7 protein-coding genes (1 of these 7 cut by a window edge) are annotated in these 23,422 nt (G+C 68.5%); 5 read left to right on the top strand and 2 right to left on the bottom strand.

From position 1 onward, the window contains the following. Positions 1–49 precede the first annotated feature (49 nt). Positions 50–328 (bottom strand): hypothetical protein, encoded by a 279-nt coding sequence (locus LVJ94_13965; protein ID WXB08338.1) that lies wholly within the window; start codon positions 326–328, stop codon positions 50–52. 371 nt (positions 329–699) lie between these two features. On the opposite strand from LVJ94_13965, the gene LVJ94_13960 reads away from it, so the two are divergent. The 5 genes from LVJ94_13960 (at position 700) to LVJ94_13940 (ending at position 8,682) form a co-directional block, all read left to right on the top strand. Further along, positions 700–3,381, top strand: a complete 2,682-nt coding sequence (locus tag LVJ94_13960; protein ID WXB08337.1) for a tetratricopeptide repeat protein — start codon at positions 700–702, stop codon at positions 3,379–3,381. Between the two features lie 132 nt (positions 3,382–3,513). Continuing rightward, positions 3,514–4,158: an alpha-N-acetylglucosaminidase C-terminal domain-containing protein gene (locus tag LVJ94_13955; GenBank protein WXB08336.1), complete on the top strand. Its 645-nt coding sequence runs from the start codon at positions 3,514–3,516 to the stop codon at positions 4,156–4,158. A 93-nt stretch (positions 4,159–4,251) separates the two neighbouring features. Further along, a complete protein-coding gene (locus tag LVJ94_13950) occupies positions 4,252–5,319 on the top strand; it encodes a hypothetical protein (protein WXB08335.1) in 1,068 nt (355 codons plus the stop codon). Then, positions 5,309–8,416: a lantibiotic dehydratase gene (locus LVJ94_13945; protein ID WXB08334.1), complete on the top strand. Its 3,108-nt coding sequence runs from the start codon at positions 5,309–5,311 to the stop codon at positions 8,414–8,416. Before LVJ94_13950 ends, LVJ94_13945 begins: the two co-directional genes overlap by 11 nt. Before the next feature lie 113 nt (positions 8,417–8,529). Next, positions 8,530–8,682 (top strand): hypothetical protein, encoded by a 153-nt coding sequence (locus tag LVJ94_13940; GenBank protein WXB08333.1) that lies wholly within the window; start codon positions 8,530–8,532, stop codon positions 8,680–8,682. Positions 8,683–8,685: 3 nt separating this feature from the next. Here LVJ94_13940 and LVJ94_13935 read toward each other — a convergent pair whose 3' ends face one another. Beyond that, positions 8,686–23,422: the 3' portion of an amino acid adenylation domain-containing protein gene (locus LVJ94_13935; protein WXB08332.1), read on the bottom strand. The gene runs 4,490 nt beyond the window's last position; 14,737 of the gene's 19,227 nt are visible here — the last part of the coding sequence; the start codon falls outside the window, past its right edge; the stop codon is at positions 8,686–8,688.

The raw sequence follows: 23,422 nt of genomic DNA, 5'->3' as shown, positions 1-23,422 counted from the left end.
GCTGGGCGATGATTGGACACTTCGACGTATTGCCGAGTGTTCCGTATTGTCAGCCCCAAGCATCGAAAGGTTCGCCAAAATGCTCGAAGTGCTTGGAGCAGTAACGATTGGCGAACTCGAAGCTGTAGTCGGGGTGCTGTTCGCGTCCTTCGGCGGCAATCTCGTCGACGACCATGTCGACCAGACGAAGGTCGCCCTTCTCTCGAATCAGCTGGACGACCAGGGCGAGGCCCGCGGCCGATACATCGGTAAGGCTGATGGTCACCAGCGCGGCATCGAGTTCGCCAAGGCCTTGCACCTGAATGACCCGATCGAGATCCATTGTCACGCGCGCTCCCCCCGCTAAGAGTCACATCGGGCCCGCGCAGACGCAAACCAAAGTAGCAGTATTACACTACAATCCGTCGTTGCAGAGAGGCAACTCTTGGCTAGGCTCCCTCGCCACGAAAATCCGGCGTCTGGTCGAGCTGGGCAGCCAGTGTGGGCAGCCCGAAAGTTATGTAAGGATCGAGATGCGGCTGCAACTTGGCGCCGCAGCTCGAGTCCTTTGGGGGGAGGCCACGCCTGCGTCAAATCATGACACTCTGTGATTCGAATATAATTGTAGCGTTTCTGGACGGCGAGCTCTCGGCTCAGGAGCAGGCTGATTTCGAAGCGCATGTCGACACGTGCACATCGTGCCGCACGCTCCTGGCAGCATTGGCGCGATCCTCCGACGTCATGCCCTCGGCGGAGGGCGACCAGGATGCGCCGCTCCGGATCGGGGCCCGCGTCGGGCGGTACGTGATTCTCGATTGGCTGGGGGCGGGCGGCATGGGCGTGGTGTACGCGGCGCACGATCCCGAATTGGATCGAACCGTTGCCTTGAAGCTATTGCGCCCGAGCGTCTGCCGCACCCGGCCCGATCGGGGCGAAAGGTTCCTTGGCGAGGCACGCGCCATGGCCCGCGTGGGGCACCCGAACGTCATCACCGTCTTCGATGTGGGCACCCACGGCGAGAGCATTTTCATCGCCATGGAACGCGCCGACGGCCCCACCCTCGGCGACTGGCTGCATGCCGCCCCGCGCACGTGGCAGGCCATCGTGAACGTGTTCATCGAGGCCGGCCGCGGCCTGGAGGCGGCGCACGACGCGGGGCTGGTGCACCGCGATTTCAAACCCGACAATGTGCTCATTGGCAAAGATGGGCGCGCCCGGGTGAGCGACTTCGGCCTCGCGGGCTCGCCCGCCGGCGACGAGGACGGGGTCACTCCTCATCCGGCGTGGACGGCGGGAGGGCACGGCACGCCGGGGTACATGGCGCCCGAACACGCGCACCCGGACCAGATCGACGCGCGCACCGACCAATTCAGCTTTTGCGTGGCACTCTACGAGGCGCTCTGCGGCGTCCGTCCCTTCGCAGGCGGCGAGCTGGGGAAAGGGCCGGCGTACGGCCGCGTCCCCGAACCGCCCCCGCGCGTGCCCCGGCGCATCGCGCGCGCCGTCCTGCGCGGGCTTTCGCTGCGCAAGGAAGACCGCTTCCCATCCATGGGCGCGCTGCTCGCGGTCCTCGCGCCGCCAACCCGCGCGGGCCGGCGGCTGGTGGCCATGGGATGCGTGGCCCTGGCCCTGGGGATCGGTATTCCCTTGGCGATGCACCATCGCGCGGCGCGCCCCACGGTTTGCGCGGGCACCACGGAGTCGAAGCTCGCGGGCGTATGGGACGCCCCCGTGCGCGAGCGCGTGCACACCGCATTTCTGGCGACGAAGAAGCCTTATGCGGAGGATACCTGGCGCAAGACGGACCGCATCCTGTCGTCCTGGACGTCGTCCTGGCAGGCCATGAATACCGACGTTTGCGAGGCCACGCACGTGCGCCACGAGCAGTCGCCGGCGTTGATGGATCTGCGCACGCACTGCCTCGCCGACGAACTCCGCGTGATGAAAGCGCGGACCGCCACATTGGCCACCGCCGATGCGAAAACGCTGCACCGCGCCGTGGAATCCGTGCTCACCCTGCCGGGCGTGGACGCATGCGCCGACGGGCGCGCGCTCTTGACGAAGGAGCCGCCACCGGCCGATCCCATCGTGCGGGCACGCCTCGACGACATCGGCGATCGGGTGGCGCAAGCCGGGGCGCTGGAGAAAGCCGGCAACTACGCGCGGGCGCTGGAGATCGTGACCGCCGCCGTGCGCGATGCGGGGACCTTGGGCTATCCGCCCCTGCTCGCCGAGGCCCTCGGGTACCAGGGGAATATCCAAATGGAGCGTGGGGAGGACGCCCCGGCCGTCGCCAGCTTCTATTCGTCCATCGAGGCCGCCGAGATCGGTCGCGACGATCTCGGCAAGGCGCGCGCGCTCGTGGCTCTGCTGTGGGTCGTGGGCGATCATCAGGCGCGGTTCGAGGACGCGCGGCGCATTGCCCAGTTGGCCCAGGCGGCCGTCGAACGCGCTGGGGGCGATTCGGAGCTTCGCGCCCGTCTCGCCGCCGCACGGCATTCCATTTTCTTCGGCGAGGGCAACTACGAAGAAGCGCGGCGCCTCGGCGACGAGGCCGTGGCACTTTGGACCAAGGCTCGGGGCGCGGACTATTTCGAAGTGGCCATTTCGTTGAACAATGCGGCCCTGGCCGATCGACGCCTCGGCGATCTCGCAGGAACGCTGGCCAAAAGGGAAAAGGCCTGGAACATCCTGCAGCGCGCGATCGGGGAACGGCATCCGAAAACGGGTATCGTCCAAGGCAATGTGGCCGTCTCCCTCGCGGATGTGCGCCGCTTCGACGAGGCCGCCGCCGTGGCCGAGCAAGCGCGCGACATCGTCAGCGAAGCGCTGCGGCCCGATCACCCGCAGGTGGCCGCCATCGAGGACACGATGGCCACGATTCGTTTCGAACAAGGTCGCTATGCCGACGCGCTTCCCCACGCGCTGCGCTCCGCGGAGATCATGGAGGCCGAACTCGGGCCCGAGCACCCCGATCTGGCCGAGGCGCGCAACACCGTCGGGCGGATCGAGAACCGGCTCGGAAAACTCGCCGAGGCGTTGCGGCTGCACCAGCGTGCGCTGGTCGTCTGGGAGCGATTGAATGGCACGAGCACCGGATTTGCCAACACGCTGCAATACCTCGGTGAGGATTGGCTCGCGTCCGGTCGTCCGGGCGAGGCCATTGCTCCGCTGGAACGCGCGCTGAGCCTGCGAAGTGCACCGGACCGACGCCAAGACGATTGTGCCGAAACGCGATTCACACTCGCCCGCGCATTGGCGGGGGCACACCGCAATTCAGGCCGGGTGCGCACGTTGGCCGAAGAGGCTCTGTCGTATTACGAGAGAGCGCCAGGCCGCAATCGCGACCGCGACGAAGTCGCTGCGTTCTTGCGGACAGTGCGCCAGGCGACATCGCCATAAGTCGGAACGTTATTGGCAATGGAAGGCCAAACCCGATAGCGCGCTCGTGGGAACGGCGTACATGCCGAGGCCGGGGACAACAATCCCCTCGCCTTCGACTTCTTCACGGAGTTGGCCTGGCAAGAAGGGCCCGTGGACACGGCGGCGTGGTTCGCGCGGTGGGCGCACCTGCGCTATGGCGGCGCCGATCCGCATGCGGCGGCGGCGTGGGAGGCGCTGCGCACGTCGGCGTTCGCCATGTCCGGAGAGGACCGCTGGAGTGAGCCGCACGATGGTCTAAGCCGCACGCTGTTGCCGAAAATCGACGCGGCCTTCCGTGCAAAGGACGCCGCGGCGTTCGCGAAGCTCACCGAAACGTGGCTTCGCTTGATGGACCGCCTCGAAGCGGTCACCCGCACCGATCGGCGCTTCCTGCTCGGGCCCATCGTCGCCCACGCCTCGCGCGCGGCCGTGGGGCGTGCGGAGCGCGAGCAGCTCGAATACGATCTTCGTAGTTTGTATACCGTCTGGGGGACGCGGACGGCCTCCGAGGCGGGGCTCCACGATTACGCCAACCGCGAGCTCTCTGGGTTGATCGAGGGGCTCTATCGGCCTCGATGGCAGCGGTACTTCGAAGAACTGTCCAGCGCGCTCGCCGAGAATCGTGCACCGCGTGCGATGGATTGGTACGCCATGGAGGAGTCCTGGGCACGCACGCACGAGGAGCTGCCCACGGCCCCGAGCGGCTCGCCGTTCGAGGCCGCGCAGGCGGCGTTGGACGCGCTCACGCAGGAGTGATTCTCTTCGCGCGATTGGCGCTCCGAGGCACCTTTTTGGCGCCGTGGGGCACTTGAGCCGGATTCGCACGTCTACAATGCGAACCTCCCTTCCATGGAGGACCGCGTCGAACGCATCGTGCGAGCGCACTTGGCGAAGTTGCCGCTGGCCAGCCTGCCGGCGGGCCTCGATGGTGCGGCAGGCGCCGCGCTTTTGGCCTCGGCCCTCGGCGACCGAGAGCGGGCGCGCGTATACCTCGATCGGGCCATTGCTGGGGCGGAGGAGCTGGATGCGGGCCTGCACTCGGGGGTGCTCGGCATCTGCTGGGCGGCCGAGCACATCGATCCGGAGCGGGTCGCGCCGAACGCGTTGCCGCTGCTCGACGAATTGGTCGACGTGCCTGTGTGGAATAGCTATTACGATCTCGTCTACGGCTTGGTGGGCTTTGGCGTTTATGCGCTGGGCAGGCTGGCGGATCCTGGCGCCGAAGGGTGCGTCGAGCACATCGTTCGTCACCTGGAGGCGTCGGCGGTGGCGGCCGGCTCCGGGTGCGCGTGGCACACCGATGGCCGGCTCGTGCTGCCCGCATTGAAGGCCGCCGACGGGGGTTTCGACCTTGGCCTTGCGCATGGAATCCCAGGGGTCATCGCGTTTCTCGCGGCGTGCGTGCGGAAGAATGTCGCGGCAAAAGCGGCGCGCGCGCTGCTCGAGCCGGCGGTGTCTTGGTTGCTCGAGCAACGGTTGCCCCAAGGGACCTTCCCGGCCTTCGTGGCCCGCGGAGCCACCGCACCGCCGGGGCCGACCCGCACGGCGTGGTGCTATGGCGATCCCGGCGTGGCCGTTGCACTCCGCGCCGCAGGCCGGGCGCTGAACCGGCCCGCGTGGGAAGGAGAGGCCATCGCGCGGATGCGCGCCATCGCCGCGCGGCCGCTGGAATGCACGGGGGTCGAGGACGCGGGCATTTGCCATGGGGCGGCGGGGCTCGCGCTGATGTTCGAGGCCTTTGGCGAGTCCTCGGCGGCGCACGCCTGGCGCGAGCGCGCGGTGGAATGGCTCGAAACGAGCATACCGGATCTGGGGTTTCTGAGCGGTATGGCCGGAGTTGGATTGGCCTTGCTCCCGTCGATGGCAACATCGCTGCCCTTTCGCGAGTTGCTGCTTTTGGAGGCGCATGGCCCCTGAGCGCGAATTCGTTCACCACGGCGCGTGCGTCGTTCGAACACCCCTTCTCCCGTTTCGCATCCTCCGAGATGGTTTGACCCGCGAACGGCTCCTGAGCGTCCTGAAGAACCCCGTCGTACGGGAAGCCCTGTTTCTCGCCTCGCCCAGTTTGGATACCGCGATCGATGCGTGGATGCGCGATCCGAATGCCCCGCGCGCACACGACGTGGAGCTCACCGTGGCCCGCTACATCTCGCGCGCGGCGTCTCGGTCGACGCCCTTCGGGTTGTTCGCCGGGTGCGCCCTCGCCAGCCTCGGCGAGTCCACCTCACTCACGGGTTGCGCCCCCGGCGAGGCGCGGCGCAGCTCGCGGCTGGACATGCAGTACCTGTTCTTGCTCGCCGAAGCGGCCTTGCAGGACGACGCTGCGCGCGACACCGTTCGATTCCGGCCCAATTCGTCTTTGTCCCGTATGGGGGACGAGCTGCGCTATTACGAAGCACGCGTCGACGCGCGCTCGCGCACGCGCGGCTTTCACTTGGTGACGGTGGAGGCGACGGCCCCTTTGCAGAGCGCCCTCGATGCTGCCTCGTCCATGGAGGGCGCCAGCCGCGCGGCCATCGCGCGCGGGATCGTCGAGGCCGATGCGAGCATTCCGCCGTCCGCCGCAGCTGCCTTCGTCGACGAGCTGATTGAGGCGCGCATCCTCGAGCCGTCCCTTCAGGTCCCCGTCACCGGCGACGAGCCCCTCACGGCCTTCACCGAGTGCCTCCTAGCGAGCGGTGCCCGCGCCATGGCCGGGCGGATCGCCCGCGCGGGTCAAGCGCTCCGCGGCATCGACACGGAGGGCGTCGGCGTCGACCGCGATCGCTACCGCGCAATCGTCTCCGAGCTGGAATCCTTGCCGGTTCCCCTGGATCCGGCGCGTCTGTTCCAGGTCGACCTGTTCAAGCCCGCCACCACGCGTGTCGGAACGCGGATCGTGGCCGAGGTTCGACGCGCGGTCAGCCTCCTCCACGCCATGACCGACGTGCGCGGAGCTCCCGCGATGCAGCGCTTTCGAGAGCGCTTCGAAGCGCGCTACGGCGATCGCGAGGTGCCGCTGGCCCTCGCGCTGGACGAGGAACAGGGCATCGGCTTCGACGCGGAACGCTCGAGAGATCCGTCGCCGCTTCTCGATGGCATCGCGTTTCCGGCCGCGCCCGCACGCTCGGACGCACTGCGGGAGGGCGATGCGTACAAGCTCGAACGGCTCTTCGAACTCCAGGAACGCGGCCAGCGCATCTGGCAGCTCGACGAACGCGATCGCACCGCACTGGCCGCACCTGCGCCCTCTCCGCTGCCCGACGCCTTCTCGGCCATGGTCACCGTCGCGGCCCGATCCTGCGAGGCCATCGACCGAGGCGACTTCGAGCTGCCGGTCCATCAAATCGGCGGCCCCTCCGGCGCGCCGCTGCTCGCGCGTTTCTGCCATGGGGATCCGGCGATATCCAACTTGGTCGCGAGGCACCTGCGCGCGGAAGAGCAATGCCAGCCCCAGGCCATCTTCGCGGAAATCGTGCATCTTCCCGAGGGGCGCGTCGGAAACGTGATTTGCCGGCCGGTGTTGCGCTCCCACGAGATCGCCTACCTCGGCACGTCGGGTGCGCCGCCGGAGGCCTGCATCCCCATCGAGGATCTGCGCGTGAGCGTGCGCCACGGCATCGTGCGTTTGCGATCGGTGCGCCTCCACCGCGAAATCCGGCCCCGGCTTTCCAGCGCGCACAACCATCCGGCGTCTTCGCTGGCCATGTACCGTTTCCTCTGCGCGCTTCAATACGAGGGTGTCGCCCCCGCACTTCGATGGGACTGGGGCCCGCTCGAGCGCGCGCCCTTCCTGCCGCGGGTCGCATGCGGAAAGATCGTGCTGGCCCTCGCGACGTGGACCGTGAACGCGAGCGAGGTGGCCCAGCTGGCCACCGACGCCGACTTCCGCGGTGCGCGCGGCATTCCATCGTGGATCACCGTCAAGGATGGGGACCATACCCTTCCCATCGACCTCGATGGCGACGGTGCGGCAGCACAATTGAGCGCGCTCGCGCGCAATCGGCAAAAGCTGCGCATTCAGGAGCTCTTTCCCGATCCCGAACATCTCTGCGCGCATGATCCGCACAACGCCGAGGAGCGCTATGCGCACGAAATCGTGATTCCCTTCGTGCGCACGTCGAACGCCGCCGCGCGAGAGCCCGTCGTCGCGCCCCGTCGGGAAGCCCATCGCGCGTTTCCTCCGGGATCGGAGTGGCTATTCGCCAAGATCTATACGGGGCCGGTCACCGCCGATCGGGTCCTCCGGCACATTGGGCCGCTCCTGCGCGAGCTCACGGCCGAACGGGCCATCGAGCAATGGTTCTTCCTCCGTTACGCCGACCCCGAGCCGCACCTGCGCCTGCGGTGCCAAGGTGCACCGGACCGCTTGATGCGGGAGGTTTGGCCGCGGCTTTTGAGGCACCTCGAACCGTGGCTCGCCTCGGGTGCGATCGCCAAGCTCACACTGGACACGTACGAGCCGGAGACAGGGCGTTACGGCGGCCCACAGGCCATCGCGATCGCGGAGCGCATGTTTGCCGCGGACAGTGAGGCCGCGCTCGCCGCCGTCGAAGGCTCCGACGACGATTCGAGCATCGACGCGCGCTGGAGGTGGGCCCTGTGGGGCACGCACATGGCCCTTCGGGATGCCGGCTTCGACGATGCGTCGCGCCACGCCCTCGCGCAACGCGGAAGGGACGCCTACGCCGCCGAACATCGTTTGGACGCGAATGCGCGCAAAACTTTGGCGGCGCGCTACCGTTTGGAGCGCGCGCGCATCGAGCGCCTCCTCGAGGGCCACGGCGATCCTGCGCTGGCGCCGCTTCTTCCCCTCCTCGAGCAGCGCTCGAGAACTTGGCGCCCGGCATGGTCCGAGCTGCGCGCGCTGCACGACGCCGGTCGACTGGAAACCCCGCTCGACGACATGGCGATGAGTCTCGTCCATATGCACATCAACCGAGTGATTCGTGCTGACGCACGCGCTCATGAAATGGTGATCTACGATTTCCTACTGCGCACCTACGAATCATTCCTCGCGCGTAGACGGAAATAGCCTTGGCTTATCTCGTTTGAAATGTCAGAAAATCATCCAACGACTGCGAATACGAATCATGTCGTCCTTCGCAGAATTGCAATTCGCTCTATTGAACCATGGAGATTTCCACGATGAAAAAAGCAGAGTCGACGGGCGCCAAGCTCGAGTTGAAGCGCCTTACCGTTCGTAGCCCCGCCGACGTGAGCGCCCCGAACGGCCAGCCCGTTTCGCCGGCGAACCAGGTTCCGGGTGTCTCTCTGACCTGCTTCTGTCCGACCCGTTAGTCTTCAGCGCTCCCCGCCGGTGGCTCGCGCGAGGTTGGCCAACCAGCTTTCGACGAGCCCGGCGGCGGTGTCAGCCTGCTCGGTGAGGATCGTGAAGTGCGTGCCGGGTAGGTCGACGACGGCGTCGGCTCCGGCCCAGTGGGGCTGCCACGTGCCGCTGCCGGATACGATATCGCCTTCCATCCCGGGCATCGGTTCGGTGACGCGGAGAAACAGCGTGGGGCAGCCGAGACGCGCAGGTTCCCAATCTTCGAAGAGGTTCGTGTACCACGGCATGGCCGTGAACTCGTCCTCCGTTCGCGGGATGCTCGGGCGGTCACTCAGCCACGCGCGCCGAAACGTGCCGCCAATACCCGCGGAGATATCGCGCATTCGGTAGGTGTCGAGCAAGACGACCGCCGCCGGAAGAACGCCGAGGCGCTCGAGATGCTCCGCAGTCGCATGGGCAATCCAGCCACCCGACGAGCAGCCCACGAGGACGAACGCAGCGCCATTCGCGCATCGCACGACGTTCTCAGCGTGCGTGCGGGCTAGGCTCGCGAGGTCCTCGGGCAGACGTTCACCGCGCGCGAAACCGGGGTTCGGGAGAGCCCAGACATCGCGCTGACCGGAAAACGCGTTTGCGAATCGCGCATACTGAATCGAGCCCGTTGGCGGTGTCGTGGTGGGAAAGCACATGAGGGCCGGGGACGAAGGTCCTGCAACCAGCTTGACGGCCTGGGGCCGGGCAACGGGTTGTCGCGACGTGCGTTCACGAACGCGTCGAATGCGCGACGAGACGTCCACCAGCTCGAAGGCCAAATCGAATTCGCCGAGTGCGCCCAATCGTTCCACGTTGGGAAGGAGGGCGTCGTTGGCATGGGCGACAATGGGATGGGCGGTCGTCGGGATATCGAAGTTCATGTCGCGCATCACGCGATCGGCAATTTCCTCCGCCGTGGGGCATTCGAAGAGCAAGGTCGCAGGCAGCGACAGGCCCAATCGCGCCCCGAGCTGCCGTCGAATTTCGAGCGCCATGATGGAATTCAGGCCCAACTCGAGCAGTGCGCGGTGCGGGGCGAGATCCGCGGCCGTCCGAAGCCCGAGCCCCTTGGCCGCCTCCTCGCGCACCAGCTCCACGATGGCCGCACGGCGCTCGGCTTCGGAGAGAGCCGCCAGTCGCGCACGCGCATCGGCTCGTGCCGATGGATCACGCGCCGGGCTCGAAGGGGCCGCGGTGGGACGGAGCAGGCGCGCGAGAAGCGGCGGGACGCCTCGTTGCGAGCGCTCGAAGGCCGCGCGCATCGGGCCGAATTCCAGGGCGGCCGTGACTGCAACGATGTCGCCCGCATGAAGGGCGCTTTCGAGCAGCTGCATTCCGGCAGCCGCCGAAAGTGCGCCCAAGCCCGCGCGTTCCATGCGCGCGAGATCCGCATCACCAAGGCCCGCGGTCATGGTGCTTCGTTCGCCCCAGTAGCCCCAGGCGAGCGAGGTCGCGGGCAAGCCGAGGGCCCTTCGGTGCTGGGCCAGGGCATCGAGGAAGGCGTTGGCCGCGCCGTAGGTGCTCTGCCCCGATGCACCGAAAACGCCGACCAGCGACGAGAAGAGCACGAACGCGTCGAGGTTCAGGCCTTCGGTCGCCCGGTGCAGGTTCCACGCGCCCGCGACCTTGGGTGCCATGACGGAGGCGAAGCGCTCGGGGCTCTGGTTGAAGAGCACACCGTCATCGAGCACGCCGGCGCAATGAAAAACGCCGCGCAGCGGTGCCTGAGACGTCACGGTGCGAACGAGCGCGTGAACGGCGTCCGAGTTTGCGACGTCGCATGCGACGATGGTGACGTGCACCCCGAGGGCGGTGAGCTCCGCCTCCAAGCTGGCGGCACCGTCGGTGTCGCGGCCGCGGCGCGAGGTGAGGACGAGGTGCGACGCGCCCCGTTCGGTGAGCCAGCGAGCCGTGTGGCGTCCCAGCACACCGAGGCCGCCCGTGACGAGGAATGCGCCCTCGAACCGAAGCGGCGATTCGGAGCTCGGGGGCGCGGCTTTCGCACGGAGCAACCTCGGGACATGCAGGTGCTGGCCTCGAACCGCAACCTCCGGCTCGTCCTCGAGAGAGAGCGCGCGCATCAACGCGTCCGCGGTCGGGTCCTCGGGTCCCACGTCGATGATGCGGAGGTCGACGTCGGGGTGTTCGTGGCGTGCGCTGCGCAGAAGGCCCCAGAGCGGCGATTGCTCCAGCGCCGGCACGGCCTCGCCTGGCGCGGTGGCCACGGCACCGCGGGTGATCCACACGAGGCGCGGCGGCGGGTTTCCGCCCGCGAGCAGTGCTTGCAACGCCGCGAGCGCGCGGGTGGCTTCGGCGAAGGTGCGCTCGACGAGAGGCTCTCCCGGGTCGGTCGCATCGGGAGGAAGGCACAGATAGCCATCGACGTCCTCCGGGGTTGCGTGCGGCATCGTTCGAATGCGAAGGCCTGCCGCCTCGAGGGCACGCGCGAGAGCTTCGTTGCGCGGGCCGCCATCTCCCACGAGTGCCCAGCGCCCGGAAAGATGGCTCCGAGATCGCGCCGAGGTCTCTTCCCAGATGACGTGGTACCGATCGCGATCAGCGCGCGGACGCCACGCCGAATCGGGCGCTTGCTTCAGATGCAGCCCTCGCACCTCGCCGACGGGCATGCCTTGCTCGTCGTAGAGCATCGCGTCGAGACGCCGCAGCGTTCCGCCATCGTGCGTGTGCTCGACCCGGGCCCAGACCGCATGCGCGCCCTTCTGCCATAGCCGCAGCTCGGCGAGCGAGAACGGCAGATAAATACCGCCTCGCGCGTCGTCTTGCCAAAGGGCCGCGGCGTGAAGGACGCCGTCGAGCAAGGCGGGATGAATGCCATAGTCCTGCGCCTCTCCACGCGAGGCCTCGTCGAGTTCCGCCCGTACCCAGCGCACGGAGGGATTCTCACGCCACGATTCCCGCAGGGTTCGAAAGCGAGGACCGTAGTCCACGCCGTGGTCCTTCAGGGCGTCGTAACAGCCTTCGAGGGTCTCGCGTTCGCTCCCATCGGGGGGCAGCGTCGGCAAGGCAGAAGGCAGCGCGTGTTCCGCCGCGAGATGCGTGAAACGCGCTTCGGCGTGCAACGTCCACGCGAGCGTCTCGTCAGCTGGCGCGCTGTAGATATGGACCTCGACCGGATCCCCTGCCTCGGAAGGCGCCACGATCACTTGCAGCCGCACATCGCCATGCTCGGGTACGAGCAGCGGTGTATGCACCGTGGCGTCGGTGAGCGCGAACGCTTCCGCGCGACCGATGCCGGAGGCCGCGGCGCGCGCCCATTCGAAGAAGGCGACACCGGGCAGCAAGGTGCTCCCGCGAACGGTATGATCCCCAACCCAGGCCGGTGAACGCTGCGACAGGGTCGTCTCGAAGATCCACGCGCCCGTGTCCGCGGCCACGCGGGGTGGCCCAAACAACGGGTGCGCCTTCGGGTGCAGGGACGACCCGAGCCAGTAGTGTTCTCCCTGGAAGGGATACACGGGCAGATCCACGCGCCCACCCCGCGGAAGGACCTTCGCCCAATCGGGCGCAAAGCCTTGCGTGTAGAGCTCGGAGACGGCAAGCGACAGCCGTCGAGCATCCCCTTCGTCACGCCGCAGCGTGCCCACGACCGCGCCCTGGATCCCCAGCGATTCGAGCGTCTCCCGCAGGGCCATCCCCAGCACCGGATGCGGGCTCACCTCGACGAAGAACCGATGCTCGACGGCGAGCTGCGCGACCGCATCGCCAAAGCGAACCGCTTGCCTCAGGTTCTCGTACCAGTATGCCGCGCCGAGCTCCGTACCTTCGAGCTTGCTAGCTCTTACCGTGGAGAAAAATGGAATGCTCGCGGAGCGCGGTTGAACCCCGGCGAGGGACGCCAGGATCTCCTCACGCAGCTGCTCCACCTGCGCGCCGTGCGAAGCGTAGTCGACGCGCACTTTGCGGGCGAAAATCCGCGCAGATTCGAGCTCGCGAAGCAGTTCATCGATGGCCCCGGGTTCGCCCGAGACCACCGAACTGCGCGGACCGTTGACGGCGGCAATGGATAGCGCGTCGCCCCAGCGCCCGAGGCGCGCCTCGAGATCGGCGGCGGGCAGCTCCACGGCCGCCATGGCCCCTTTGCCCTCGAGGCGGGCGAGCGCACGGCTCCGAAGCGCAACGACCCTGGCCGCATCTTCGAGCGAGAGGGCACCGGCTACGTGCGCGGCCGCAATTTCACCTTGGCTATGGCCCACCACGGCATCCGGCGTGACGCCCATCGCACGCCAGACCGCGGCCAAGGAGACCATGACGGCGAAGAGCACGGGCTGGATCACGCCCGTCCGATCCTCGTCGTAGCCATGCTCGAGCACCGCGCGAAGTGACCAGTCGACGTGCGGCGACAGTGCACGCTCGCACGCGTCGATGTGCGTGCGAAAGACCTCGGACTCCTCGAGCAGCGCCCGCCCCATCTTCGCCCATTGCGAGCCCTGGCCGGGGAATACGAAAACGAGCTTGCCGCGCGCGTCCGCGGTACCGGAGACCAGGCCATCGAAGGAAGACGCATCTCCCCGCGCGAGCGCCTCGAGGGCGCGCAAGAGCCCCTCGCGATCGCGGGCGACCACCGCGCCGCGCTTCGCAAAATGCGTACGCGTGGTCGCAAGCGAATAGGCCACGTCGGTGAGGGCGAGCTCGGGATGGGCCTCGATGTGCGCGCGCAGCTGCCCGGCCTGCGCAAACAGCGCCGGCTCGGTGCGCCCCGCGAGGACGAATGGCCGCCACGAGGCATCCGCCGCTGGCGACGCCGGCGCAGCGCATTCGCGCACGGGTGCCCTCTCCAGAATGACGTGGGCGTTGGTGCCGCTGGCCCCGAATGCGCTGACGCCGGCAAAGCGCGCGTCGGGCCACGCGCGATGGGTGCGCGCCAACTCCAGAGAGAGAGCATCCCACGCAATGTCCGGATGCAGCTCCGCGGCGTGCAGGCTCTTCGGAATGGCGCGATGGCCGAGCGCGAGGGCGGCCTTGAGCACCGCCGCGATCCCCGCGGCCGCCTGCGTGTGTCCGAGGTTCGACTTGACCGAGCCAATGGCGAGAGGCTCCGTGCGGCCTTGGCCATAGACGGCACCCAAGGCGCGCGCTTCGATGGGATCGCCGAGGCGGGTTCCCGTGCCGTGCGCTTCCACGTAGCCAACGTGGTGCGGCTCGATGCCGGCCACGTCGAGGGCTCGGCGCAGCACGGCCTCTTGGGCGCGCCCATTCGGGGCGGTGAGGCCGGCACTGCGGCCGTCTTGGTTGACGGCCGATCCGCGCACCACGGAGACGATGGTGTCGCCGGCGTCCATGGCGTCGGAAAGCCGCTTGACCACCAGAACACCGGCGCCCTCGCTCCAGCCGACGCCGTCGCCTGCAGCGGAGAAGCTCTTGCAACGCCCGTCCGGCGCGAGGCCGCGCAGGCGTGAGAATTCCACGTAGACCCCGGGGGTCAACACCAAGGTGACGCCGCCCACCAGGGCCATGTCGCACTCCCCCGAGCGCAAGCTCTGACAGGCCACGTGCAAGGCCACGAGCGACGAGGAGCACGCGGTATCGATCGTCATGCTCGGGCCATGCGTGCCCAGCACATAGGACAGACGGCCCGAGGCAACGCTGCCCGTGTTGCCGGTCCCGATGTAGCCATCCAGATCTTCGAGGCCGAGCTGCGCCGGCAGGTAATCGTTCGACGACATCAGCCCGACGAAGACGCCGGTCTGCGTACCGCGCAGTTGCTCGGGCACGATGCCCGCGCGCTCGAGGGCCTCCCAAGCCGTCTCGAGCAAGAGCCGGTGGCGCGGATCCATCGCCTCGGCCTCGCGCGGCGAGATGCCGAAAAACTCCGCATCGAAGTGCCCCACGTCGTCGAGGAAGCCGCCGCGGCGCGCGACCATTTTGCCGACGGCGTCGGGGTCGGCGTCGTAGAGCGCGTCGACGTCCCAGCGCTCGAGTGGCACTTCGCGGGTTGCGTCGGTCCCGGCGAGGAGCAGCTGCCAGAGTGCCTCGGGATCGCGGATGCCACCGGGAAAGCGGCAACCAATGCCCACGATGGCGAGGGGCTCGTTCGCGATGGATGCGCGGGTCGGTGCAGGTTGCACCGTCGTGACGGGCTCGATCTCGCGCACCCTCCGACTCAACTCCGCGACCGACGGATGATAGAAAAGGTCGATCACGTCGAGCTTTAGCCGCAGTTGTTCGACGAGAAGCGCGTGGATTTGGACCAACGCCAGCGAGTCGGCGCCGAGTTCGAAGAAGGGACGCTGTCGATCGATGCGTTCACGTCCGAGCCGCTGCTCCACCACGGCCGCGATGCGGTCCTCGATGGATCCATGCGATGCCGCCGACGCTTGCGGCGCGGTGTCTTGAACCGGTGCACGCGTCGGATCGGGCAGCGCGCTGCGGTCCACCTTGCCGTTGGAGGTGATGGGAAGCGCCTCGAGCACGGTGACGTGCGTTGGCACCATGTACCCCGGCAAACGCCGGCCGAGCCAGCGCCGGAGATCGCCCGCGGTCAGTCGCAGCTCACTCCCCACTTCCTCGTGGAGCTGCGCGTCGGCAATGGGGCCCACCAGGAAGGCGTGAACGACGACGTGATCGGCCGTCCGCTCCGCGCCGAGGGCCTCGGGTGCCACCCACCCGATCGGGCACAGACCCACGCCGTGCGCGATGGCCGACTCCATCCAGCGATGCCCCAAACGACCCGCCCGATGCAGCTCCGCGGGGTCTCGTTTCCCGACGAGCACCAGCGCCGCAGGCGCGCCTGCAGCGACGGCCTCGTTGTTCGGAAATTGTTCATCGGCGATGCGGCCATCGGAGATCGGCACCCATCCGGTATCCGCATGGCGGTAGACCCCCGGCGACAGATCGGCCAGCGCCTCGCGAACCACGAGCCACGGCTCCACGGAAGCCTCTTCGGCAGAAGACGACGCGTGCAGACTCAGCGCGTAGAAGCCGTCGTCGCCAACCCAATGGGCCAAGGGCTCGGCGGTCGAGGCTAGCCCGAACGCGAGCCCGAGCTCTCCGGCACGGTCGATCAAGAGCTCCGCCAAGTAGCCCGCGTCGAGCTGGCATAGCGACTCGGCAAGATCGCCGTAGAGCGGCCGAACGCGGGCCACATCGGCCACGAGATGCAGGCCGAACGTCGTCACGGAAGCATCGCCGAGCCGCACCAGGCGATGGGCTTCCCGATCGTAGCCATAGCGGCCCGGGTGCAGATCGCCCATGGCCTCCGGAACATCGACGAGGACGTGCACCGCGTAGAGGCTTCCCGCCGACGCGTAGCGGTACTTCGGCAAGGGCTGCTGCGGTGCGGGCAACGGGCGCAGTACCTCGAGCCACGCCCCGAGGATCTCGGCCGAGGGCACGCGCTCGGGCGAGGTGACCGGCCGCGGCGCGGTCGTCACCACGCGCGCGAGCGCGGCGGCGGTGAGTCCTTGGCCCTCGAACACACGGTAGCTCTTACGCGGCCACGGCGGGGGCCGATCGCCACGCGCGGCGAGGTCGATCGACACCGCGCCCGAGGGCCGCCAGCCCTGTCCCAATTTGAACGCGGCACGCTGGGCGCGCGCATCTTTCTTGGGATCTGGGCCAGCAGCTGCGGGAACGAGGTAGGCGGCGAGCTGCTTGGGCCCCCTCGCCTGCCCCACCGTGCTCACCACCGCGCGCCCGACCAGCGGGTGCTGCTCGAGCTGCCACTCGATCTCGCCGAGCTCGATGCGGTGGCCACCCACCTTGACTTGATGGTCCTCGCGACCGAGAAACTCGATGTCCCCGTTCGCGTGAAAGCGCCCGAGATCGCCGGTTCGATAGAGCCGCTCCCCGCTGCGCGGGTGCACGATGAAACGCTCGCGGGTGCGTTCCGCATCGCCGAAGTACTCGCGCGCGAGCCCGATTCCGCCGATGTACAACTCCCCCGCCACCCCGTCGGGACAGGGCCGGAGCTGCGCGTCCAGGACGTGAAACGTCTGATTGCGCATCGCGCGGCCGTAGGGAATCGACGTCCAGCGCGGATCGACCTCGTCGATCGGATGCAAGATGGACCAGATCGACGCTTCCGTCGCGCCGCCCAGGCTCACGATGCGCCAAGAAGGAACGAGCGCACGTGCGCGATCGGGCAGCGCGAGGGGGATCCAATCGCCGGAAAGCATCGCCAAGCGCAAGGTGCTGGGCAGCACATCGGGGCGGCCCGCCGCGTAGTCGACGAGCATCTGTAGCAGCGCGGGCACCGAGTTCCAGACAGTGACCCCCTCGTTGCGCAGCCACTGGGCCACGCGCGCCGGATTGCGCACGGCACCAGGCTCCGGGAGCACCAACGTGCCGCCGGCACCGAGCACGCCGAAGACGTCCCAGACCGACAAATCGAACGACATCGAGGAGATCCCGAGCACGCGATCGTCGGGCCCGATGGCGAAGCGCTCTTCGAGGTCGAGCAGGGTGTTTACGGCGGCCCCGTGCTCGATGGCCACACCCTTTGGCTGCCCGGTCGAACCCGAGGTGAAGATGACGTAGGCCAGATCGGTCAGCGACTGCACCGGCTCGAGTGGACCTTCGTCCGCAGCATCGGACAGACCGCCAAGGACGTCGTCCTCCGTCAGCACGTGCCGCACGTGGCAGTGTGCGAGCAGCGCCTGCCGGCGCATTTCCGGTAGCTCGGGATCGATGGGCACGTACGCACCGCCGGCCATGAGCACGGCCAGGACGCCCACGATCTGCGGCCATCCCTTGGGCATCGACACGGCGACCAACTCGCCCGGGACGACACCGCCCGCGCGCAAGCGCCGCGCAATCGGGCGCGCCTCACGAACGAGCTCGCCGTAGCGAAGCCGCCGCCGCGCATCCACCACCGCCACGGCATCGGGGGTCCGCGAGGCCTGGAGTTCGACGCGCTCGTGCAACAGCTGCGTCGGAAGGGGTCCGGCCGTCGCATTGACCGCGGCGCGGCGCGCGAGCTGCTCGGGCGGCGTCAGGACCGCATCGGCCTTTGCCCACTCTTCGTCGGATGCCGCGAGGCGGCCGAGAAGCCTGGCGTAGGCCTCGAACATCGCCTCGATCATTCCGGGCGGGAACAAGCCCTCGACGATGTCCCACGAGTACGAGAGCCGGCCGGCGACCTCGAGAACCTGGTGATCGAGCCACACTTGCGGCGTCTGCGAAATCCCGAACGGCGTTCCGACGAGGCGCGTGCCATCGGACGGCGGGATGTCGGCCGTGAGATCGCCCACGCCAATCGAGCTGGTGAACACCACGGGGAAGCTCGCAAACCCGCCACGAGCGCGGGCAATCTCCCGGGTCACATCGAGACCGCCGACGAGATGGTGATCGAGGTCCTCGCCGAGTTGCCGCTGGTAACGCTGCGCGCGCGCCTCGAAACTGGGACCATCTCCCGGACCGATCTCCACCAGGATGACGGAGGTGAAGTCGCCGACGATTCGGTCGACGTCGGGGTGGACCGGTAGGCGATTGAACAGGGTCAGGTTGAGCGTGAAGTGCGGACGGCGGCTCCACGTCCCCAGGACCTCGGCAAAGGCGGCCATGAGCACGCCCGACGGCGTGAGCCCGCGCGCTTGCGCCCGGGCCTTGAGCGCTTTCCACGCCGCGTCGTCGAGCTCCGCCGCGAAGTGCTGGAAGCGGGGCGTCCCGATGCTTTCCGGCGCGACGGCGAGCGTCAGTTCGGGGCCGGGCGGCAACTTCTCGGCACGCGCGCGCCAGTACGCGAGATCGCGTTCGAGCGCCGGGGTGCCCGCCAGGCTCTCCTGCCAACGCGCGTAATCGCGAAACCCGAGTTCGAGGGGCGGCAGCTGGGCGTCCAGGTCCGCGTAGTACCGTGCGAGCTCGCGCACGATGATCATGAAGCTCTTGACGTCGGCGATCAAAAGATCGACGCCCACGTGCAAGCGGACCACGCCTTCCGGCAGTCGGGTGGCCTGCACCTCGAAGAGCGGCCACGTGTCCGTCGGCAGAACACGGTGCGACATGGCAGCCCGCACTTCGTGCGCGCGAGCTTCGGCCTCCGCGGGGGCCAGCCCCTGAACATCGAGGACCTCGATGGCCATGCGCGGCACCTCGGCCAGGACTTGCTGCAGGCCATCGCGATGGACGACCGCACGCAGCATGTCATGACGCGCGATCAAGCGATCCATCGCCGACTCGAGGCGCCCCAGATCCAGGCCGACGAAGTCGAGTTCGATGTAGAAGTGGGTCGCGACACCGCCGAGCGCGAAGAGCGAGCCACGACCGAGCCAATAGGCACGCTGGATCGGGGTCAGGGCAAAGGGTTCGTGGCGCGCGCTCGGATCCAAGGCCAAGACGGGCAGCCGCGTGGCCTCGCCGCCATCGTCGCGCATCGATTGGCCGAGCAGCTCGGCCAACGCACGCGCGCTGGTCTGCGCGAAGAAGGTCCCGACGGGAATGCGCGTGCCGGTCAGCTTGCCGAGGCGGGTGCGCAACTCGACGGCCATCAGGGAGTCGAGTCCGACGTCCCGAAGCGGGCGATCGAAATCGAGAAGGTGCGGCGCGGTGAGTCCGAGGACGGCAGCCGCCTGGACGCGAACGATGGGGACGAGGTGCGCCGCACGTTCGGCCGCGGGGAGGCGGCGTAGGGTCGCGCGCAGCTCGGTCTCCTGGGTGTCCGCAGACGGCGTCTCCGGAGCTCCCTCGAGGGCGCGACGCACATCGTCGATATCGTGGAGCAACGGGCGCGCCCGCGCTGCGGAGAAGGCGGGGGCGAAACGTGCCCAGTCGATGTCGGCCACGGTGAGGTTCGTCTCGTCGTGGTCGAGCGCCTGCGCGAGGGCCTGGATGGCCAGAGACGGGGCCATCGGCGCCATGCCCCGACTTCGCAGCTCGTCGACCGCGCGATCGACGACCATGCCGCCGCCGGCCCACGCGCCCCACGCCACCGACGTCGCCGCCAAACCGAGATCGCGACGCTGTTCGGCCAGCGCGTCCAAGAAGGCATTCGCGGCGGCGTACGCGCCCTGTTGTCCGCCGCCCCACACGGCAGCGCCCGACGAGAAGAGCACGAAGGCATCGAGCGGCTCACCCCGGAGCAGCTCGTGCAGGTGCTGCGCACCCGAGACCTTGGCGGCGGTGACGTCGGCCACCTCGGCCTGGGTCATGTCTGCCAGCAACGTCTGTTGGGGCATTCCACCCGCATGCACGACAGCCCGAACGAACGAACCTTCCGCCGCGAGTTTGGCGAGGAGCGCCGCGAGCGCATCGCGGTCGGCCACATCGCACGCCGCAAGCGTGACACGCGGGCCGAGGGTCGTGAGCTCGGCCCGGAGGTCCTCGGCGCCGGGCGCATCGGCCCCGCGGCGGCTGACGAGCACCAGGTGTTCGGCACCGCGTTCGGCGAGCCAGCGTGCGACGTGGGCACCGATGGCGCCGGTCCCTCCCGTCACCAGCACCGTGCCGCGGGGTGCGAAGGCGCGCGCGGGGCAGGCTTCCCCGAGCGGGCTCCGCACGAGCCGCCGCACGAAGATGCCCGACGGGCGCACGGCGACTTGGTCTTCTTCGCGATGGCCGTCCGCCAAAAGGGTCATCACGTGCTCGAGCGCACGCGTGTCGAGGGCATCCGGTAGATCGACGAGCCCGCCCCAGCGCTCGGGGTGCTCGAGCCCGACGACGCGACCGAGCCCCCAGATCATCGCGCGATGCGGATGCTCCACGCGTTCGGAGCGCCCGATGGCGACGGCGCCGCGGGTAAAGAGCCAGAGGGGTGCCTCGATGCGCGCATCGCCCAACGCCTGCACCAGGGCAAGTGTCACCGCAAGTGTCCCATCCGCCGGCCCGTCGACCGCCGCCAGCGAGAGCACACCGCGGAATGCCGCGCCATCGCCGGCGGCTTCGCGCGTGCGTGCCGCAAGGCGCTCGCGATCGGAGTCCTCTCGGGCGACGCCCATCACGACCACGGTGCCACCGCGCTCCGCGATCGCGCGCTGGAGGCCCGGCACGGGGTCGTCACCGTCGACGTGCGTCGGTGCGACGAGAAGCCAGCGACCCGCGAGATCGCGCGACGAACCGCCGTCCGTCAGCGGCTTCCACTGAATGCGGTAGCGCCAGGAATCAATCGGGCTTGCCGATGGGCGCGTCTCGACGGAGTCGATCCAGTACCGTTCACGCTGAAAGGCGTAGGTCGGGAGGGCGACACGCTGGGCCGAGCCCGGAGCGAAGACGGCGCTCCAGTCGACGGGATGCCCGAGAACGTGAATCTCGCCGAGGGATACGAGAATGCGACCGAAGTCCCCGTCGTCGCGGCGGAGCGTGCCGACGGCCGCCGCCGAGACGTTCGCGCTTTCGAAGGCATCCTGCAACGCCGGCGTGAGCACCGGGTGCGGGCTGACCTCGACGAAGAGGCGGTATCCATCGCCGAGAAGGCTCGCCGTGGCCTCTCCGAAGCGAACCGTTTGCCGGAGGTTGCGAACCCAGTACGCGGCATCGAGCTCGCCTTCGTCGAGCCGCGTTCCGGTCACCGTCGAGTAAAGCGGCACCGAGGGGGTGCGGGGTGCGAGCCCCGAAAGCGCCTGCAAGAGCGCGCCCTCGAGGGGTGCAACCTGCACGCTGTGGGAGGCGTAGTCCACCCGCACCTTTCGCGCAAAGATCTCCGCCGCCTCCAAATCGGCCAGCAGGGCATCGACCGCCTCGGGATCGCCGGAAATCACCGCGGTGTGCGGGCTGTTGATCGCCGCGATGGAAAGCCGCTCGCCAAAGCGAGCCAGGTGCGGTGCGAGTGCGTCCGCCCCGAGCTCGACGGCGGCCATGGCCCCTTGGCCCGCGAGCCGGATCAGCGCGCGGCTGCGCAAGGTGACCACCTTCGCGGCATCGTCGAGCGACAGCGCACCCGCCACGTAGGCGGCGGCGATCTCACCTTGGCTATGACCGATGACCGCATCCGGCTCGATGCCCATCGATCGCCATAGCGCGGCCAGCGAGACCATCACGGCAAAGAGCACGGGCTGCACGACGTCGACGCGGTCCAAGGACGCATCGCCGCCCTCCCCATGAAGCACCGCGCGCAGCGACCAATCGACGTACGGCGAAAACGCGCGCTCGCACGCCTCGAGCTGCTCGCGGAAGACCTGCGACGTTTCCCACAGCGGCAAGGCCATCCCGAGCCACTGCGAGCCTTGTCCCGGAAAGACGAAGGCAACGTGGCCGCGCGCCGCGGACGGCGGCGCATCCGCGGGAAGCCCACCCAAACGATCCATCAACGCCGCGCGATCGGCGGCCACCACCACCGCCCGCCGCTCGAAATGCGTTCGCGCCGTCGCGAGCGAATAGGCCACGTCCACGAGCCGCGCGTCGGGAGACGAGGCGAGGTGCGCCCGCAATCGCTCGACCTGGGCGCGCAGCGCCGCGTCTGTCCTTCCCGACACCACGAACGCCAGATGCCGATTTTCCAAATTCCCAATTTGGGGAGGGATCTGGCTCGCAGGCGCCTCCTCGATCACCACGTGCGCATTCGTCCCACTGATGCCGAACGACGACACGCCCGCACGCCGAAGCCCACCCCCCTGCCGACGTTCCCACGAACGCAGCGCATCGACGACGCGAACCGGCAACGCGTCCCAATCGATGTGCGGATTGCGCTCCCCGGCATGCAGCGACGCAGGGACGGCCTCGTGCTGCAAGGCCGCCACGACTTTGGCCACGCCCGCGAGCCCGGCCGCCGATTCGAGGTGGCCGATGTTCGACTTGATGGCCCCCAGCCACAGCGGCTGCCCGCCGTCACGCCCCTGTCCATACACCGCAGCCAGGGCCTGCACCTCGATGGGATCGCCCAACTCCGTGCCGGTACCGTGGCATTCGACGACGTCGACGTCGGCCGGGTCGAGCCGTGCATCGCGCAGGGCCTCGCGCAGCACCTTCTGCTGGGCCGTGCCGTTGGGCGCCGTGATGCTGCTGCTTTCGCCGTCGTGGTTGATGGCACTGCCCCGGACGACGGCCAGGACATTCCGCCCGTGCGCCTGTGCATCGCGCAGCCGCTCGAGGGTGACCACGACCGTGCCCTCCCCGCGGCCGTAGCCGTCGGCCTTCGCGGAGAACGTCTTGGAACGACCATCCGGGGCCAGGGCACGGATGCGCGACAACAGCACGAAGCCTTCGGGCGCACTCATCACCTGCACCCCGGCGGCCAGCGCGAGATCGCATTCGCCACGTTGCAGCGCGCGGCACGCCAGGTGAAGAGCCACGAGCGAGGACGAACACGCGGTGTCCACGGAAAGGGCCGGTCCTTGCAGACCCAAGGTGAACGCCAGCCGCCCCGCGGCAAACGAGGTATGCGTTCCCATGACGGCATAGGCCGCATCCGCGTGCCCGGCGCTTTGGAGCAACTCGTAGTCGCTCGGCCCAATGCCAACGAACACACCGGTTTTGGTGTCCCGGAGCGAAGCCGGAACGATGCCCGCGTCCTCGAGGGACTGCCATGCGACCTCCAGCAGCAACCGGTGCTGCGGGTCCATGTACGTCGCCTCGCGCGGGCTGATGCCGAAAAACGCGGGGTCGAACAGATCGACCCGATCGAGAAAGGCCCCGTCGCGGACGTAGCTCTTGCCCTGGGTGTCGGGGTGCGGATCGTAGAACTCGTGGGCGCGAAAGCGATCCGCGGGCATGGGGCCAACGGCATCGACGCCCCGCGCGAGAAGGTTCCAAAGCCCGCCCAGATCGACGACGCCCCCGGGAAGACGCAGGCCCATTCCCACGATGGCGATGGGTTCGACGTCATCGCCG

It is taken from the genome of Sorangiineae bacterium MSr11367, assembly GCA_037157805.1.
GTDB classification, from domain to species: Bacteria; Myxococcota_A; Polyangia; order Polyangiales; family Polyangiaceae; genus Pendulispora; species Pendulispora rubella.
This window is presented reverse-complemented; position numbering and strand designations above follow the sequence as displayed.

Excerpts from the sequence above, each read along its gene's own strand:
- LVJ94_13945 (WXB08334.1), top strand. The coding sequence starts at position 5,309 with ATGGCCCCTGAGCGCGAATTCGTTCACCACGGCGCGTGCGTCGTTCGA.
- LVJ94_13940 (WXB08333.1), top strand. The coding sequence starts at position 8,530 with ATGAAAAAAGCAGAGTCGACGGGCGCCAAGCTCGAGTTGAAGCGCCTT.
- LVJ94_13950 (WXB08335.1), top strand. The coding sequence starts at position 4,252 with ATGGAGGACCGCGTCGAACGCATCGTGCGAGCGCACTTGGCGAAGTTG.